Origin of the sequence: Streptomyces cinnabarinus, assembly GCF_027270315.1 — a bacterium.
In the GTDB taxonomy this organism is placed as follows: domain Bacteria; phylum Actinomycetota; class Actinomycetes; order Streptomycetales; family Streptomycetaceae; genus Streptomyces; species Streptomyces cinnabarinus.
The window spans coordinates 1,850,086-1,866,731 of the sequence record NZ_CP114413.1 but is presented as its reverse complement, the minus strand read 5'-3'; the positions used below and the strand labels follow the sequence as shown (position 1 = coordinate 1,866,731).

General features: G+C 72.3%; 15 protein-coding genes. 12 read left to right on the top strand and 3 right to left on the bottom strand.

The features are described from left to right. A complete protein-coding gene (locus STRCI_RS08390) occupies positions 1–903 on the top strand; it encodes a DUF2510 domain-containing protein (RefSeq protein ID WP_269664508.1) in 903 nt (300 codons plus the stop codon). On the opposite strand, the gene STRCI_RS08385 is transcribed toward STRCI_RS08390, so the two are convergent. Next, positions 900–2,102 carry an amino acid deaminase/aldolase gene (locus STRCI_RS08385; RefSeq protein ID WP_269658218.1) on the bottom strand — a complete coding sequence of 401 codons (1,203 nt, stop codon included), beginning with the start codon at positions 2,100–2,102 and terminating at the stop codon, positions 900–902. The genes STRCI_RS08390 and STRCI_RS08385 overlap by 4 nt on opposite strands. 227 nt (positions 2,103–2,329) lie before the next feature. Here STRCI_RS08385 and STRCI_RS08380 point away from each other — a divergent pair, with 227 nt between their 5' ends. Together STRCI_RS08380 and mycP are read left to right on the top strand one after the other, a co-directional pair. Further along, positions 2,330–4,069 (top strand): hypothetical protein, encoded by a 1,740-nt coding sequence (locus STRCI_RS08380; protein WP_269658217.1) that lies wholly within the window; start codon positions 2,330–2,332, stop codon positions 4,067–4,069. Further along, positions 4,066–5,241, top strand: coding sequence for a type VII secretion-associated serine protease mycosin (gene mycP / locus STRCI_RS08375; RefSeq protein ID WP_269658216.1), 1,176 nt, complete (start codon positions 4,066–4,068; stop codon positions 5,239–5,241). Before STRCI_RS08380 ends, mycP begins: the two co-directional genes overlap by 4 nt. On the opposite strand, the gene STRCI_RS08370 is transcribed toward mycP, so the two are convergent. Next, complete coding sequence (locus STRCI_RS08370; protein WP_269658215.1) at positions 5,238–6,167, bottom strand: serine hydrolase; 930 nt, start codon at positions 6,165–6,167, stop codon at positions 5,238–5,240. The genes mycP and STRCI_RS08370 overlap by 4 nt on opposite strands. 150 nt (positions 6,168–6,317) lie before the next feature. Here STRCI_RS08370 and STRCI_RS08365 point away from each other — a divergent pair, with 150 nt between their 5' ends. Beyond that, positions 6,318–7,046: an SseB family protein gene (locus STRCI_RS08365; protein WP_269658214.1), complete on the top strand. Its 729-nt coding sequence runs from the start codon at positions 6,318–6,320 to the stop codon at positions 7,044–7,046. A gap of 4 nt (positions 7,047–7,050) precedes the next feature. On the opposite strand, the gene STRCI_RS08360 is transcribed toward STRCI_RS08365, so the two are convergent. Further along, a complete protein-coding gene (locus STRCI_RS08360) occupies positions 7,051–7,419 on the bottom strand; it encodes a DUF1844 domain-containing protein (RefSeq protein ID WP_269658213.1) in 369 nt (122 codons plus the stop codon). 353 nt (positions 7,420–7,772) lie between these two features. Here STRCI_RS08360 and infC point away from each other — a divergent pair, with 353 nt between their 5' ends. From infC to STRCI_RS08320, 8 genes are all read left to right on the top strand, one after another. Continuing rightward, on the top strand, positions 7,773–8,453 hold the full coding sequence (gene infC / locus STRCI_RS08355; RefSeq protein ID WP_269664507.1) for a translation initiation factor IF-3: 681 nt from the start codon (positions 7,773–7,775) through the stop codon (positions 8,451–8,453). A 112-nt stretch (positions 8,454–8,565) separates the two neighbouring features. Beyond that, positions 8,566–8,760, top strand: a complete 195-nt coding sequence (gene rpmI, locus STRCI_RS08350) for a 50S ribosomal protein L35 (RefSeq protein WP_015661694.1) — start codon at positions 8,566–8,568, stop codon at positions 8,758–8,760. Between the two features lie 95 nt (positions 8,761–8,855). Continuing rightward, a complete protein-coding gene (gene rplT, locus STRCI_RS08345; RefSeq protein WP_004933571.1) occupies positions 8,856–9,239 on the top strand; it encodes a 50S ribosomal protein L20 in 384 nt (127 codons plus the stop codon). A 155-nt stretch (positions 9,240–9,394) separates the two neighbouring features. After that, positions 9,395–10,243, top strand: coding sequence for a TrmH family RNA methyltransferase (locus STRCI_RS08340; protein WP_269658212.1), 849 nt, complete (start codon positions 9,395–9,397; stop codon positions 10,241–10,243). A 51-nt stretch (positions 10,244–10,294) separates the two neighbouring features. Continuing rightward, positions 10,295–11,431, top strand: coding sequence for a sensor histidine kinase (locus STRCI_RS08335; RefSeq protein ID WP_269658211.1), 1,137 nt, complete (start codon positions 10,295–10,297; stop codon positions 11,429–11,431). A gap of 127 nt (positions 11,432–11,558) precedes the next feature. Beyond that, entirely contained in the window at positions 11,559–12,680 is a 1,122-nt protein-coding gene (gene pheS, locus STRCI_RS08330; protein ID WP_269658210.1) for a phenylalanine--tRNA ligase subunit alpha, read from the top strand. Further along, entirely contained in the window at positions 12,680–15,193 is a 2,514-nt protein-coding gene (pheT, locus tag STRCI_RS08325; RefSeq protein ID WP_269658209.1) for a phenylalanine--tRNA ligase subunit beta, read from the top strand. Before pheS ends, pheT begins: the two co-directional genes overlap by 1 nt. A gap of 153 nt (positions 15,194–15,346) precedes the next feature. Next, positions 15,347–16,381, top strand: coding sequence for a PP2C family protein-serine/threonine phosphatase (locus tag STRCI_RS08320; protein WP_269664506.1), 1,035 nt, complete (start codon positions 15,347–15,349; stop codon positions 16,379–16,381). Positions 16,382–16,646: the final 265 nt, after the last annotated feature.

The following is a 16,646-nucleotide window of genomic DNA, read 5'->3' as shown; positions in this document are numbered from 1 at the left end:
ATGACGCCTTCACCCGGCTGGTACCCCGACCCGCACGCCCCGCATCTGGAGCGCTGGTGGGACGGAACGGCCTGGACCGAGCACCGGCGCACACCCGAGGTGACCGCGCCGGTGCCGACGGCCCCCGGTGCCTCCGGGCGGGCCAAGGCGATCGCCGTCACCTCGGCGGCGGTCGTGCTCGTCGCGGCGATCGTCACGGGCGCGGTGGTGCTGCGGCAGGGCGACGACGAGGGCACGGAGATCGAGACCGGCCCGACCCACTACACCGAGGCGCCACCGTCCCCGACCCAGACCCCGAGCCCGACCCCGACGGAACCCTCCGCCGACGACCCGGCCGTCGTGACCGACGAACTCAACGGCATCACCCTGCCGTTGCCCGACGGCTGGGTCCGGCCGAAGTACGTCTCCGAGGACGATGTCGTCATGACCACGGACGGCACCTACGACTGCCCCGGCGACGGAGGCGTCTGCCGCCGCGGCCTCGTCATGTCGAGGACGATCACCTCGAACGACGAGCGGTCCCCCGCGGCGCTGGCCAAGGAGGACGTCAAGGAGGCGGCCGAGAACACCTACGACCGCGACCCGATCGGCCGGCGCCCCTACGGCGGCATGGAGTCCCACGAGGTCGTGAAGTCGGGACCGGTGGCGGTCGCCGGACGGGCCGGCTACTTCGTGCGCTGGAAGGTCACCACGGCCAAGGGCCCCGGCGGCTACGTCCAGTCGACCGTCTTCCCGTCCCGCGTCGGCACCGAGTCACCGGTCTGCGTCCGGTTCCTCTTCGACGCGGGGGAGGACGGACCGCCCCTGGCCGACATGGACCGGATCACCAAGGGCATCCGGTCCGTCGACGACCCGGCGGGCGGCGGGGGAGTGGGCAGCAGCGTGGGGCCCGGCGACGGCTAGAGGAACGTGTGCCCCTCGCCCCGGTACGTCGGCACGGTCGCCGTCACCGCGTCGCCCGCCACCAGGTGCAACTGCTCGAAGCGCTCGCACATCTCACCGGCCTTGGCGTGCCGGAACCACACCTTGTCACCGATCAGCAGATCGTCCGCGGGCGAGCCGAGCAGCGGCGTCTGCACCTCGCCGGGACCCTCCTGGGGGTCGTAGCGCAGCCCCTCCGGGAGATACGGCACCGGCAGCCGGTCGGGTCCCGCGGCGCCGGACGCCGGGTAGCCGCCGCCCAGCACCGTCACCACGCCCACGCCGGGGCGCCGGACCACGGGGTGGGCGAACAGGGCGGCCGGACGCCCGCTGAAGGAGGTGTAGTTGTCGAACAGGCGCGGTACGTAGAGCCCCGACCCGGCGCCGATCTCCGTCACGCAGTCCTCGGCGGCCGTGAACTGCACACTGCCGGTGCCGCCGCCGTTGACGAACTGAAGCCCCGGCGCCACCGCCCGCAGCTCCCGCACCACCTCGGCCCGGCGCTGGGCGAGCTCCCGGCGCGCGGTGGCCTGCATCAGCCGTACGGCACGCGAACGCAGGGGGTGCCCGGCCACGGAGTCCCCGACTCCGGCGATGTGCCCCTCGTACGCCATGATCCCGACGACCTCGAACCCCGGCCGCCGGGCCACGATCCGGGCCAGGTCGGCGACCTGGGCGGGGGAGTGCAGCGGGGAGCGCCGGGCGCCGACCCGGACCCGGCCGCCCAGCAGCTTCAGCGAGGTGTCCAACTCCAGGCAGATCCGGACGACTTCGCGACCGCCGTCCCGGGCGTCGTCGATCAGCCGGAGCTGCGCCGGGTCGTCGATCATCACGGTGATCGCGGAGGCGAGCTTGGGGTCGGCGGTCAGCTCGGCGTAACCGGCGCGGTCGGCGGAGGGGTAGGCGAGCAGGATGTCGTCGAATCCGGAGCGGGCCAGCCACAGGGACTCGGCGAGGGTGAACGACATGATCCCGGCGAAGCCGTCGCGGGCGAGGACGCGTTCCAGCAGGGCCCGGCAGCGCACGGACTTGCTGGCGACGCGGACGGGCTTGCCCCCCGCACGCCGGACGAGATCGTCGGCGTTGGCGTCGAAGGCGTCCAGATCCACGATCGCGAGAGGGGCGTCGAGATGGGCGGTGGCCCGGTCGTAACGGGCCCGGTCGGCGGCGCGCGCAGTCATGAACGAAGCCTGCCAGACTGGATTACCGCAGGGTAGGGGGACGTTCCGGGCTAAAGCCCCGGGCTCGTGGACTGGTTCCCGCCGGGCCGGGGGCAACCCGTAGAGTGACGCGCACGCATGCGAGGGCGGTGGATGCCGACCCGCCCGTGCGGGTAGAAGTTGCCCGGAACACCGGGCCCGGGCGGACGTACGGTGCCCGAGCACCACCAAGAGGAGACGGGGGGCGCATGACCACGGAACCACGCGCCCCACTCCCGCCACGGCCACCCCATCCCCCGCGCCCCCACCAGCCCCCGGCGCCGGACGCGGCAGCGCGGGAGGAGGCCGAGCGTCCGTCTTCGCCGAAGTCCTCGGCCGGAGCGGGTGAGTCTCGGCCGACGGCTACGCGCGTCTCCTCCGCGAGCGACGACGCCGGGCGTACGGACGCGTTCCGCCGCACCGCCGCGGACGCCGACGCCCCACCCCGCTTCCCGCGCCTGCGCACTCCGGCCGAAGCCCCACCCCCGCCCAGGGCCTCGGCCCGCTTCCCGGACACGGCACCTCCGGCGTCCCCCGAACCGCGCCGCGAACCCCTGAGCCGCCGCACACCACCGCAGCCGACGGGCCCGAGCGGCACGCCTCCGCGCCCGAGGACGAGCCCGACGGACTCCAACGACACGTTCGCCCGCCCGACGACGAGCCGGACGGGCCCCGCGAGCGCACCCGCGCGCCCCGCGACCACCCCGCCGGGCCCCGCGAGCGCACCGGCGCGTCCCACGTCCAGCCCGCCGGGCCCCGCGAGCGCGCCCGCGCGTCCCACGACCACCCCGACCGGCTCCCCGAGCGCGCCCGCGCGTCCCACGACCACCCCGCCGGGTACCAACGGCCCGCCCGCGCGCCCGGGTGCCTCCGGGCCCGCGGCCCGGCGGCCCGCCTCCCCGTCCGGAGTCCCGCCGCGCCCGGCCGGTTCGCCCGTGGCGTCGCCCCGCTCGGGCGGCTCCGTGGAAGCCCCCTCGCGTCCCGCCGTGCCCCCGGCTTCCCCGGGCCCGGCCGCTCGGGCTGGCGCGCCGGTGGAGACGCCCTCCGAGACGACCAGGCGGCTGCGGCCCGTCGGTCCGGACGCGGGCGCTGTGCGGGCCCCCGATCCGGCCCTCTCCTGGAGCGCTCCGCCGAGTCCCGCCGCCGGGCGGCCCGTCGTGTCGTTCGGGGAGCCCGAGGTGCGGCATGACGAGGGCCGGTGGTCCAGGGGACGGAACGGGGCCCGGGTCGCCGCCGTCGCCGCGTGCCTGGTGCTCGGGCTGGGGCTCGTCGGCGGCGCCGTCACCGGAAGCTGGCTGGTGGGCGACTCCGAGGCCGCCGGGGCCCGGGACAGCTTCGTCGCCGCCCGGAGCCTGTGGCACAGCGTGCCCGTCGACCAGCTGTTCCCCACACGCGTGGCCGGGCAGGGCGCCGGACCGGGCGGCGCCGACCGCGCCTGGACGCGGATAGCCGTCGCCCCGGACAGCGGCTGCAAGAACGCCTTCGACCCGCTCCTGCGCAAGGCCCTCGCCCCCGTCGGCTGCCAGCGGCTGCTCCGCGCCACCTACACCGACGCCACCCAGACCTACGTCACCACCGTCGGCCTGCTCTTCACCAAGGCCGACGCCACCGCCATGGCCTCCCTCGCCAAGCGCTTCACCGACGAGGAACTGGACCGCCGTACCGACCTGATGCCCCGCCCGTACGGCCCCGGCCTCGCCAACGACCAGCGCGCCACCTGGACCGTCTCCGTCCTCACCGACGCCCCGGTCGTCGTCTACTCCGTCTCCGGCTGGGCCGACGGCCGCACCGTCGACGAGCCGCAATCCGCCGAGGACGCCATGGAGTCCGGCGCCACCACGGCCCCCGCCCAGGCCGGCCTCGGCCACGAGGCGAAGGGCCTCGCCGACCGGATCGAACGCGCCCTGCGCAAACAGGTCGGCCCCTACGCCACGGAGCAGGCCTCGTGACCGCCCGTCGCACCCGCCGTGCCGGACTGATCAGCGTTCTGCTCGCCGCCTCGCTCGCCCTCGTCCCCACCACCGCGCACGCCGACGGCATCCGTGGCCGGCAGTGGGCCCTCGAAGCCATGCACACCCAGGAGGCCTGGCAGACCACCAAGGGCGAGGGAATCACCGTCGCCGTCCTCGACACCGGCGTCGACGACGAACACCCCGACCTCGCCGGGAACGTCCTCAAGGGCAAGGACCTGGTCGGCTTCGGCGCCGGCCGCGGCGACCGCGCCTGGGCCCGGCACGGCACCGCGATGGCCGGCATCATCGCGGGCCACGGACACGGCTACGACAACGCCGACGGCGTCATGGGCATCGCCCCCGAGGCGAAGATCCTCCCCGTCCGCGTGATCCTGGAGGACGGCGACTCCGCCCGCGCCAAGGCCCGCACCACCCGCGGCAACGCCCTCGCCGAAGGCATCCGCTGGGCCGCCGACCACGGCGCCGACGTCATCAACCTCTCCCTGGGCGACGACTCCAAGTCCGCCCACCCCGAACCCGCCGAGGACGAGGCCGTCCAGTACGCCCTCAAGAAGGGCGCCGTCGTCGTCGCCTCGGCCGGCAACGGCGGCGAGAAGGGCGACCACATCTCCTACCCGGCCGCCTACCCGGGCGTCATCGCCGCCACCGCCGTGGACAAGTTCGGCACCCGCGCCTCCTTCTCCACCCGCCGCTGGTACGCCACCGTCAGCGCCCCCGGCGTGGACGTGATCATTGCCGACCCGGACCGCAAGTACTACGAGGGCTGGGGCACGAGCGCCGCCGCGGCCTTCGTCTCCGGGGCCGTGGCCCTGGTCAAGGCCGCCCACCCGGGCCTGACCCCGGCCCAGATCAAGAAGCTGCTGGAGGACACCGCCCGCAACGCCCCCGCCGGCGGCCGCGACGACTCCCGCGGCTACGGTTTTATCGACCCCGCCGCCGCCATCGAGAAGGCGGCCGGCCTCAAGCCCGGCGGCCTGCGCTCGAAGGCGTACGGCGACGAGTACTTCGGCTCCGGCCCCGACACCGCGAAGGCGGCGGACGACGCCACCAGCTGGGCCGCGCCGCTCGCGGGCACCGCCGGAGCAGCCCTGCTGGTGACCGCCGTGCTCCTCTGGCGCGGCCGCCGCACCCGCCCCGACGACTTCTAGTCCCCGGCGAACACCGACACGGCGGCCCGCGCCGCCGCCTCCACCAGCGCGACCCCCTCCGCCTTCGTCGCGTTCCCGTCCGACAGCACCGCCACCAGGCAGTCCCGTCCGTCCACGGTCACCCGCCCGATGCTGTTGATGTCCCACAGCCCGGTCGTGCTCCGCGGCAGCCAGCCGTTCTTCAGCGCCCACTGCGAGCCGTCCGCCACGGCCGAGACACCCCACCGCTGATCCACGGCGATCCGCCCCATCAGCCCCCGCAGATACGCCCGCGACGCCTCACTCAGCTCCGAATCGTCCCCGAACACCTGCTGAAGCAGGGTGAGTTGATCCGCCGCGGTGGTCTGCGTCAGCCCCCACAACATCCCCTCGCCGCCCTCGGTGGCCGTCAGCCCCAGGCGCTCATTGGCCGCGGCCAGCCCCTCGGCCCTGCCGATCGTCTCCCACAGCGCCGAAGTGGACGCGTTGTCGCTGTTCTCGATCATCGCGGTGGCGTACGTCTTCTCCGCCGACGTCAGCTCCCGCCCCGCGTCCTGCGCCTGGAGCAGCAGCGCCGCGAGGACGTCGACCTTCACGATGCTCGCGGTGTCGAAGGAGCCGTCCCCGAACGCGGCGCTCTCCCCGGACTCCATGTCCAGGACCGCCACCGACAGCTCCGCGCCGTCCGGGACGCTCACCGACTCCATGGCGTCCGCCAGCAGCGCCGCCCGGTCCACCGTCGGCCGCGTCACCGGTTCCACGCTCGCCTCCCCGCTCGCCGCCACCTCCGACGGCGTCGCCGACGACGACGATACGGCCGCCTCCCGGGGGTGCGCCTGCGCCTGTACGTACACCGTCCCCGCGGCCGTACCGCCCACCACGACCAGGGCGGCGAGGGCGATGCAGAGCAGCGGAACACGGCGCCTGCGCGCTCTGGAGGACTCCATGCCCGCGATGCTCGGGCCGGCGACTGTGCCCGGAGTTAGACGGACGTTAGATCTGGGTCAGGGAAATCTGAGATTCCGGTGAACTGCGTCACGGCCGTGTTTCCGGGCCCGCACAAGCGCGGCAGCAGCCCCCCGATAGGGTCGGTGACCGTGGCGAACAAGAACATTCCCGACTCCCCCTTCTCCGACGACGACGGCTCCGTCGACCCCGCCCTGAGCGCGGCGCTCGCGGCCTGGTCCGAGGACCGCACCGCCGTGGCACCGGTGCTGGCGGCGCTCAGGGGCGCCCGGCTGCTGGTCCCGGTGGTGGCCGTCCTCGGCGAGGTGGAGGAGGACGAGAACGGTCTGCGCCGCGAGAAGACCAGCGACATGGCCGTACCGACGCTGCGGGCCGGTGACCGCAAGGCGCTGCCCGCCTTCACCTCCATCGACTCCCTCGCCCGCTGGGACCCCGCGGCCCGCCCGGTCGCCGTGGCCCTGCACCAGGCCCTGGAGGCCGCCGCGCACGAGAAGGCGGACACCGTCGTGCTGGACATGTCGGGACCGGTGACCTTCGAGCTGACCGGACCGGCGCTGCTCGCCCTCGCCGAGGGCCGTACGTCCGCCGACCCGCTCGCCGACCCGGCGGTGGTGGCGGCGGTACGGGCCGCGGTGGCCGCCGAGCCGGCCGTGCTCCGCGCCCACCTCGGGCCCGGACAGGCCGACGGCACCCTGGCCCTCGTACTCGACCCGGCCGCCGCCCCCGCCCAGGCCGCCCGCGCGGTCGCCGAGCGCATCGCCGCCGACGAAACACTGAGGGCCCGCCTGGTACGCGGACTCGACCTGGCACTGCTGCCGGCCGAGGCCACGCCACCGGGCGAGCCCCTTTACGTCAGGTGACGGACTAGCCGTAGACCGGGCCGGTGTACTTCTCGCCCGGGCCCTGGCCCGGCTCGTCCGGGACGAGCGACGCCTCGCGGAAGGCGAGCTGGAGCGACTTCAGGCCGTCCTTGAGCGGGGCGGCGTGGAAGGAGCTGATCTCGGTGGTGCTCGCGTCGAGCAGACCGGCGAGGGCGCTGATCAGCTTGCGGGCCTCGTCCAGGTCCTTGTACTTGTCGCCCTCCTCGGTCAGACCGAGCTTCACGGCGGCGGCGCTCATCAGGTTCACGGCGACCGTCACGATCACCTCGACGGCGGGGACCTCGGCGATGTCGCGGGTCATCTCGTCGAAGTCGGGCGTCTCGGGGCTGTCCGAGGGGGAGGTGTCACTCATGACGCCCACGATAGGCGTACGGCGGGGCCGGGCCGGACAGTGCCTCGGTTAGCTCTGTCCGGTGGGAGCTGCTAACCTTGGGTGACGACCGGCCGAACACCTATGTGTCCGGCCCACAAGTGGAGGCTCCGAACTCCCACCTGACTGCCCTCCGGGGCGGCGGGTCACCGGTCAGGCGGCCACCACCGTTCCGTACGGACGGTGGAGTCGCCCGAAATTGCGCCCCGCGGCGGACCGCGGCGGTGCTCCGGATTCTTTGGAGCCCCGCCTGTGTCCCGTCCGGGGCATTTTTCATGGCCTCCGATGGTTGGTCCTATGTCAACCAGACATACGCGGCTGTCCGCCAGACCGCCGTGTGGTGCTACCGAGGAGGATCCATCAGCGCCGAGCCCCGCATCAACGACCGGATTCGCGTTCCCGAGGTGCGACTTGTCGGTCCCAGTGGCGAGCAGGTGGGCATCGTCCCGCTGGCCAAGGCACTGGAGCTTGCGCAGGAGTACGACCTGGACCTGGTCGAGGTCGCGGCGAACGCCCGTCCGCCCGTGTGCAAGCTCATGGACTACGGGAAGTTCAAGTACGAGTCGGCCATGAAGGCCCGTGAGGCGCGCAAGAACCAGGCGCACACGGTCATCAAGGAGATGAAGCTCCGGCCGAAGATCGACCCGCACGACTATGACACCAAGAAGGGTCACGTCGTCCGGTTCCTCAAGCAGGGCGACAAGGTCAAGATCACGATCATGTTCCGTGGTCGCGAGCAGTCCCGGCCCGAGCTGGGCTACCGACTGCTCCAGCGTCTCGCGGAGGACGTCCAGGACCTCGGTTTCGTCGAGTCGAACCCGAAGCAGGACGGCCGAAACATGATCATGGTCCTCGGTCCGCACAAGAAGAAGACCGAGGCGATGGCCGAGGCCCGCCAGGCGCAGGAAGCCCGCAAGGCAGACGCGAAGGCCAACCCCGGCAAGTCGCAGAACGCCGCGGACTCCGAGAGCGCCGTGGAGACCGAGGCGCCTGCCGAGGCTTCCGCCGAGGCGTGATCCCCGGGGGCGCGAGTCCCCAGGATCGAAACGACAACGAAGAGCGACGTTCCACCGTGCCCGGTTTTGCGACCGGGCACCGGAACGCCACTGACGAGGAGAGAACGGCGCTATGCCGAAGAACAAGTCGCACAGCGGTGCCAGCAAGCGCTTCAAGGTCACCGGCTCCGGCAAGGTGCTCCGTGAGCGCGCCGGCAAGCGCCACCTGCTTGAGCACAAGTCGTCCCGCGTGACGCGTCGCCTCACCGGCAACGCCGAGATGGCCCCGGGCGACGCCAAGAAGATCAAGAAGCTTCTCGGCAAGTGACGCACCGGCGCCTCGGCGCCGTACGTCAGGACCGGGACCCAATCGAATTCGGGCCGTGTGAGGACAACCACGGCCCCGCTACAAGGAGTTAACAAGTGGCACGCGTCAAGCGGGCAGTCAACGCCCACAAGAAGCGCCGGGCGATCCTGGAGCAGGCCTCCGGCTACCGCGGTCAGCGTTCGCGCCTGTACCGCAAGGCCAAGGAGCAGGTCACCCACTCGCTGGTCTACAACTACAACGACCGCAAGAAGCGCAAGGGCGACTTCCGTCAGCTGTGGATCCAGCGCATCAACGCCGCTGCCCGCGCCAACGGCATCACGTACAACCGCTTCATCCAGGGCCTGAAGGCCGCCAACGTCGAGGTCGACCGCAAGATCCTCGCCGAGCTGGCCGTCAACGACGCCACCGCGTTCGCCGCGCTGGTCGAGGTCGCGCAGAAGGCCCTGCCGGCGGACGTCAACGCGCCGAAGGCTGCGTGACGCTGCGCTCGGCTTGAGCCGATGTGATTCGGACCCGTGGGTTTCTGCCTGCGGGTCCGTTGCATGTCAGGGTGTGGGTGGGTTCGGCACCGCCGTAATCCGCCGTTGTGGTTGATCGCCGTTGCGGCGGAAAATTGGTACCGAAGGTGAGTTGGATGCCCCCTGTTGCCCCCGAGCTGATTTCCCCCCGTTCCCCTCGCGTTGCCGCCGCCCGGCGGCTCGCCAAGCGGAACTTCCGGGGGAAGGAGCGGCTGTTCCTGGCCGAGGGGCCGCAGGCGGTGCGGGAGGCGGCCGGGTTCGAGGACACCCTCGTCGAGCTGTTCGCCACCGTCGAGGCCGCGGAGCGGTACGCCGACATCATCGGCGAGGCCCGTGCTGTGGGCGCCTGGGTGCATCTGGCGTCCGAGCAGGTCATCGCCGATATCTCGACCACCGTCACGCCCCAGGGGCTGGTTGGGATCTGCCGGTTCCTGGACACCCCCTTCGAGGAGATCCTCGCCGCCCGGCCGAGGCTCGTCGCCGTACTCGCCCATGTGCGCGACCCGGGGAACGCGGGGACCGTGCTCCGGTGCGCCGACGCCGCCGGTGCCGAGGCCGTCGTCCTGACCGACGCCTCCGTCGATCTCTACAACCCCAAGGCCGTCCGCGCCTCCGTCGGATCGCTGTTCCATCTGCCCGTGGCCGTGGGCGTGCCCGTCGAGCAGGCGGTCGCCGGGCTGAAGGACGCCGGGGTGCGGATCCTCGCCGCCGACGGCGCCGGGGACGACGATCTCGACGACGAGCTGGACAAGGGAACCATGGGCGGGCCGACCGCCTGGGTGTTCGGCAACGAGGCATGGGGGCTTCCGGAGGAGACCCGCGCGCTCGCGGACGCCGTCGTGCGCGTACCGATCCACGGGAAGGCCGAGAGTCTGAACCTCGCCACCGCCGCGGCCGTATGTCTCTACGCGTCGGCCCGTGCACAGCGCGCCTCCGGAGGGTGCCGCTCCGTCACCGAGAGCTAGTAGGGTGACCAGCTCGGGACCCCTCGGTCGGCTGAGAGGTGGGGTACGGGGATGAGTGTCGGCACGAGCAGCGCACCGGGAGCACGGGATGTGCGTCGCCCGCCCGCGCCCCGGTCCGGTGAGCTCGCCGAGCTCGGTCTCGACCCCGACGACCTGCCCGACGGACTCGTCGTCGCCGACGAGCAGGGCCGTGTCGTCTGCTTCAACGCCGCCGCCGAGCGCATCACCGCCGTCTCCGCCGCCGAGGCCCTCGGCCAACGGCTGGAGAAGGCCCTGCCGTTAGAGGATCTGGAAGGCCGCCGCTGGTGGCAGCTGACCGATCCGTACGGCGGCCTTGCCATCCGGGTGCGCCAGCCCGAGCGGAATCTGCTGCTGCCGGGCGGTCGGGAAGTGCTGGTGTCCGTGCGGTACGTCCGCGCCGAGCCCACCGGCCCGGTCCGCCGTGTCGTCGTCTCCCTGCGGGACACCGAGGCCCGGCGCCGCACCGAGCGCAGCCACGCCGAGCTGATCGCCACCGTCGCCCACGAGCTGCGCTCGCCGCTCACCTCCGTCAAGGGCTTCACCGCGACCCTGCTCGCCAAGTGGGAGAGGTTCACCGACGACCAGAAGCGGCTGATGCTGGAGACCGTCGACGCCGACGCCGACCGCGTCACCCGGCTCATCGCCGAACTGCTGGACATCTCCCGCATCGACTCCGGCCGCCTGGAGGTCAGGCGCCAGCCCGTCGACATCGGCGCGGCCGTCGGACGGCACATCCAGGCCTACGTCGCCGCGGGCCAGCCCGCCGACCGCTTCCTGCTGCGCCTGGAGCAGCCGCTGCCCGATCTGTGGGCCGACCCCGACAAGGTCGACCAGGTGCTCAGCAACCTGCTGGAAAATGCGGTGCGGCACGGCGAGGGAACCGTCACGATTGACGTCACGCCCACGGCGTCCCCCCGCGAGGGCGAGGACACCGGCACGTCGGTCACGGTGAGCGACGAGGGGTCCGGCATCCCGGAGGAGTCCATGAACCGCGTCTTCACCCGCTTCTGGCGGGGCAGCAAGCGCGGCGGCACCGGGCTCGGGCTCTACATCGTCAAGGGCATCGTCGAGGCCCACGGCGGCACCATCACGGTCGGCCGCGCCGCCAGTGGCGGCGCCGAGTTCCGATTTACGTTGCCCGTGGCCGCACCGGCGTATCTCGCCTGACGGCCACGGGCGCATTCGTACACCCTCACCCCGTTAGACTCGGCCTTTGGCACCTTTGTGTCCTGCTCACGGCCCACCGCGCCGGTCACGGGGACCATCCGCCAGCCAATCGGAAGCACGGGAAGAGATGTCGGCACCGAATAAGTCGTACGACCCTGTCGAGGTCGAGGCGTTGAAACCGGAAGAGATCGAGCGCATGCGGGACGAGGCGCTCGCCGCCTTCGCCGCCGCGGACTCCCTCGACGCGCTCCAGGAGGCCAAGGTCGCCCACACCGGTGGCACCTCCCCGCTGGCCCTCGCCAACCGCGAGATCGGCGCCCTGCCCCCGCACGCCAAGGCCGCCGCGGGCAAGCTCGTCGGCCAGGCCCGAGGCGCCGTGAACAAGGCGCTCACCGGCCGTCAGACCGAGCTGGAGGCGGAGCGCGACGCGCGCGTGCTGGTCGAGGAGGCGGTGGACGTCACGCTGCCCCACGACCGGGTACCGGCCGGCGCCCGCCACCCGCTGACCACGCTCTCGGAGCGCATCGAGGACATCTTCGTGGCCATGGGCTACGAGGTCGCCGAGGGCCCCCAGGTCGAGGCCGAGTGGTTCAACTTCGACGCCCTCAACATCGGCCCGGACCACCCGGCGCGCGGCGAGGCCGACACCTTCTTCGTCGAGGGCCCGAAGGGCGGCACCGAGTCCGGTGTCGTGCTGCGCACCCACACCTCGCCGGTGCAGATCCGCTCCCTGCTCGACCGCGAGCTGCCGGTCTACGTCATCTGCCCGGGCCGCGTGTACCGCACCGACGAGCTGGACGCCACCCACACCCCGGTCTTCCACCAGGTCGAGCTGCTCGCCGTGGACGAGGGCCTGACCATGAGCGACCTCAAGGGCACCCTGGACCACATGGTCCAGTCCCTGTTCGGCGAGGGCATGAAGACCCGGCTGCGGCCGAACTTCTTCCCGTTCACCGAGCCGTCCGCCGAGATGGACATGCTCTGCTACGTGTGCAAGGGCGAGTCCGTCGGCAACCCCGACCGGCCCTGCCGCACCTGCTCCAGCGAAGGCTGGATCGAGCTGGGCGGCTGCGGCATGGTCAACCCGCGGGTGCTCACCGCCTGCGGCGTCGACCCGGAGAAGTACAGCGGCTTCGCCTTCGGGTTCGGCATCGAGCGGATGCTGATGTTCCGCCACAACGTCGAGGACATGCGAGACATGGTCGAGGGTGACATCCGGTTCACCCGGCCGTTCGGGATGGAGATCTGATGCGGATCCCGCTTTCTTGGCTGCGGGAGTACGTCGACCTGCCGGCCACCGAGACCGGCCGCGATGTGCAGGCCAAGCTCATTTCGGCCGGACTCGAGGTCGAGACCGTCGAGCAGCTCGGCGACGGCCTCAAGGGCCCGCTGGTCGTCGGACAGGTGCTGACCATCGAGGAGTTGACGGAGTTCAAGAAGCCGATCCGCTTCTGCACCGTCGACGTCGGCCAGGCCAACGGCACGGGTGAGCCCCAGGAGATCGTCTGCGGCGCCCGGAACTTCCAGGCTGGCGACAAGGTCGTCGTGGTCCTCCCGGGCGCGGTGCTGCCCGGCGGCTTCGCGATCTCCGCGCGCAAGACCTACGGCCGCAACTCGCACGGCATGATCTGCTCCAGCGACGAGCTGGGCATGGGCGACGACGGCACCAAGGGCATCATCGTGCTGCCCCCGGAGACCGAGGTCGGCAAGGACGCCGTCGAGCTGCTCGAACTGGTCGACGAGGTCCTGGACATCGCCGTCACCGCCAACCGCGGCGACTGCCTGTCCATCCGCGGCGTCGCCCGCGAGACCGCCATCGCCTACGGTCTGCCGCTGCGCGACCCGGCGCTGCTCGACGTGCCCGCGCCGAACGCCTTCGGGTACCCGGTGCAGGTCTCCGACCCGATGGGCTGCGACCGCTTCACCGCCCGCACCGTCACCGGTCTGAGCCCCGAGGCGCGGTCCCCGATCTGGCTCCGGCGCCGGCTCCAGAAGGTCGGCATGCGCCCGATCTCGCTCGCCGTCGACGTCACCAACTACGTGATGATGGAGCTCGGTCAGCCGCTGCACGCCTACGACCGTGGCCTCGTCCAGGGCACGATCGGCGTCCGGCGTGCCGAGGAGGGCGAGAAGATCGTCACCCTCGACGGCGTCGAGCGCAAGCTGCACTCCGAGGACCTGGTCATCACCGACGACCGTGGTCCCATCGGCCTCGCGGGTGTCATGGGCGGCGCCAACACGGAGATCGCCGACCACGAGGACCTGGAGAACGCCACGTCCGACGTGGTCATCGAGGCCGCTCACTTCGACCAGGTAGCCATCGCGCGTACGGCCCGCCGCCACAAGCTGTCCTCCGAGGCGTCCCGTCGCTTCGAGCGCGGCGTCGACCCGGCTGCCGCCGCCGCTGCGGCCCAGCGCACGGTCGACCTGCTGGTGCTGCTGGCGGGCGGCACCGCCGAGGCCGGGGTCACCGAGGTCGTCGCGCCCTCCGCGCCGCACACCATCACCGTCCCGGCGAACCACCCCGACAAGGTCGCGGGCGTCGTCTACGGCCGTGAGACCGTCGTCCGCCGCCTCCAGGAGGTCGGCTGCGATGTGTACGGGCAGGACGAGCTGATCGTCACCGTCCCGTCCTGGCGGCCCGACCTGCTGGAGCAGAACGACCTCGCCGAGGAGGTCATTCGTCTGGAGGGCTACGAGAACCTGCCCTCCACGCTGCCCAAGCCGCCGTCCGGCCGTGGCCTGACGCACCGCCAGCGGCTGCACCGCCGGGTCGGCCGCGCGCTGGCCGGTGCCGGGTACGTCGAGGCGCCGAACTACCCGTTCATCAGCGAGCAGGTCTTCGACCAGCTCGGTCTGGACGCCGAGGACCCGGCCCGCCGGGTCGTGAAGCTCACCAACCCGCTCAACGACGAGGAGCCCGCGCTCCGTACGTCGCTGCTGCCGGGTCTGCTCGGCGCGCTGCGGCGCAATGACGGACGGGGCTCGCACGACCTGGCCCTGTTCGAGACCGGACTGGTCTTCCAGCCGCGCGAGGAGCAGCGGTCCGCCGCCCATCTGCCGGTGGACCGGCGGCCGACGGACGAGGAGATCGCCGAGGTCAACTCGGTGCTGCCCGAGCAGCCGCGCCATGTCGCCGTCGTCCTCGCGGGCGCCCGCGAGCAGGCCGGCTGGTGGGGCGCGGGCCGTCCGGCGGGCTGGGCCGACGCGGTGCAGGCCGCGCGGACCGTCGCCGCCGAGTCGGGCGCCGAACTGATCGTGCGGTCCGGGCAGTACGGGCCGTGGCACCCGGGCCGGTGCGCCGAGCTGGCGGTCGCCGTCGACGGCGCCGAGCGGGTCGTCGGTCACGCCGGTGAGCTGCACCCGCGGGTGCTCAAGGCGCTGGGGCTGCCCGCGCGCACCTGCGCGACGGAGCTGGACCTGGACGCGCTGGAGCAGGCCGGGGACGGGGTGCCGCAGGCGCCCAGCATCTCCGCCTTCCCGGTCGCCACGCAGGATGTCGCCCTCGTGGTCGACAAGTTCGTGCCGCACACCGACGTGGAGTCCGCGCTGCGTGAAGGCGCGGGGGCTCTGCTGGAGGCCATCCGGCTGTTCGACGTGTACGAGAACGCGGAGCAGCTGGGTGACGGCAAGAAGTCGCTGGCGTACGCGCTCCGCTTCCGCGCGGGCGACCGGACGCTGACGGTCGACGAGGCATCGGCCGCCCGGGACGCGGCGGTTGCCCTCGCGGGCGAGCGGACCGGGGCGGTGCTTCGGGGCTAGCACCCACCTCACAGTCACCTCACTCAATCGGGTGAGGTTTCTGGGCGAACTGGTCCTTCCGGGCCATGCGGTCGACAGAATCGGACCGGCCTTTCGGGGTCGGTCCGATTCTGCGTTGACTGGGCCTACATGGGGGGCCACCGCATGATTCGCATGATCCGCATCAGGGCTGCGATTCCCCGTCGGCTGCTCGCGCTGGGGCTGCCCACCGCCTGGGGCGCGATGGCGATCACCTACAAGCTCGCCTGCCCGCTCGCCCAGTCGGACGCCCTCGGGGCGCGCGTGGTGACCAGCGCCGTGTTCTTCGCGGTCGGCACCGGCCTGATACTCCATGTCCGCCAGGCCCTGCTCCGTGAGCTGCGGCAGATCCGCCGGGTCGCCGGAGTCGCGCAGAGCGTGCTGCTGCGGCCACTGCCCCCGCGTATCGACGGACTGAACATCGCCGCCGCCCAGCTCTCCGCCGACCGAGGGGCCAGTGTGGGCGGCGACCTGTACGAGGTCATCGCCACCGAGCACGGTGTGCGGGTGGTGATGGGCGACGTCCGCGGCCATGGAATCGCCGCCGTCGGTACGGCCGCCGCCCTGCTCGGCAGCTTCCGCGAGGCGGTCCATGACGAGCCCGACCTGGACCGGGTGCTGCGCCGGCTGGAGCGGGCCCTGGACCGGCACCTTCGCGCGCGCTCCCGGGACGAACACCCCGCGGCGGAGGAGTTCGCGACCGTCCTGTTGCTGGAGATCGCAACGGAGGGCGACGTACGGGTCCTCAACTGCGGTCATCCATGGCCGTACTTGATCAGAGGTACGCGGGTCGAGCAGCTGGACCGGGCGGACCCGCTGCCCCCGCTCGGCTCCTTCCCGCTGCCGCCGGAACTCCCGGTCGCCGTCTGCGGCGTTCTGTTGCCCGGCGACACCCTGAGCCTCCATACGGACGGTGTCGAAGACGCCCGTGACGGACATGGCCGGTTCTTTTCCCTGCAAGCAGCGTTAGTGGGAGCAGTCCATGCCCAGCCGTCGTCACCACAATTGATGCTGCGCACGGTGCTCAGAGCACTGATGCACCACACAGGAGGCACACCGGCAGACGATGTCGCGTTGCTGATCCTGCGGAACGACCGAACCCACCCTTTAGGGGCACGGGGAACCGCGCGACCAGCCACAACGCGCCCGCAGCCGACAACGCACCTTTAGCGCAACGGCGTTCAGCCGTACCGTTCGGCCGGCGGCAGCCGTCCGCCCCGCCACGGAGTGTCGGGCAGGCAGCTGGGCGGACGGCGCGGATGCGGGCCGCCGCACTGTACGAGGGGGAGCCGGCGGCCCGGCCGGCCTCTTGCGAGGCAATTCAGTCAACCGGTTGGAAACTCTCCGCGACAGTGCGCACACAGCCCGGATTCGAGCACTCCGTTCACACCCCGTGTGAAGGCGGAACCACTACTCTGACGGCACCGAGCGATCC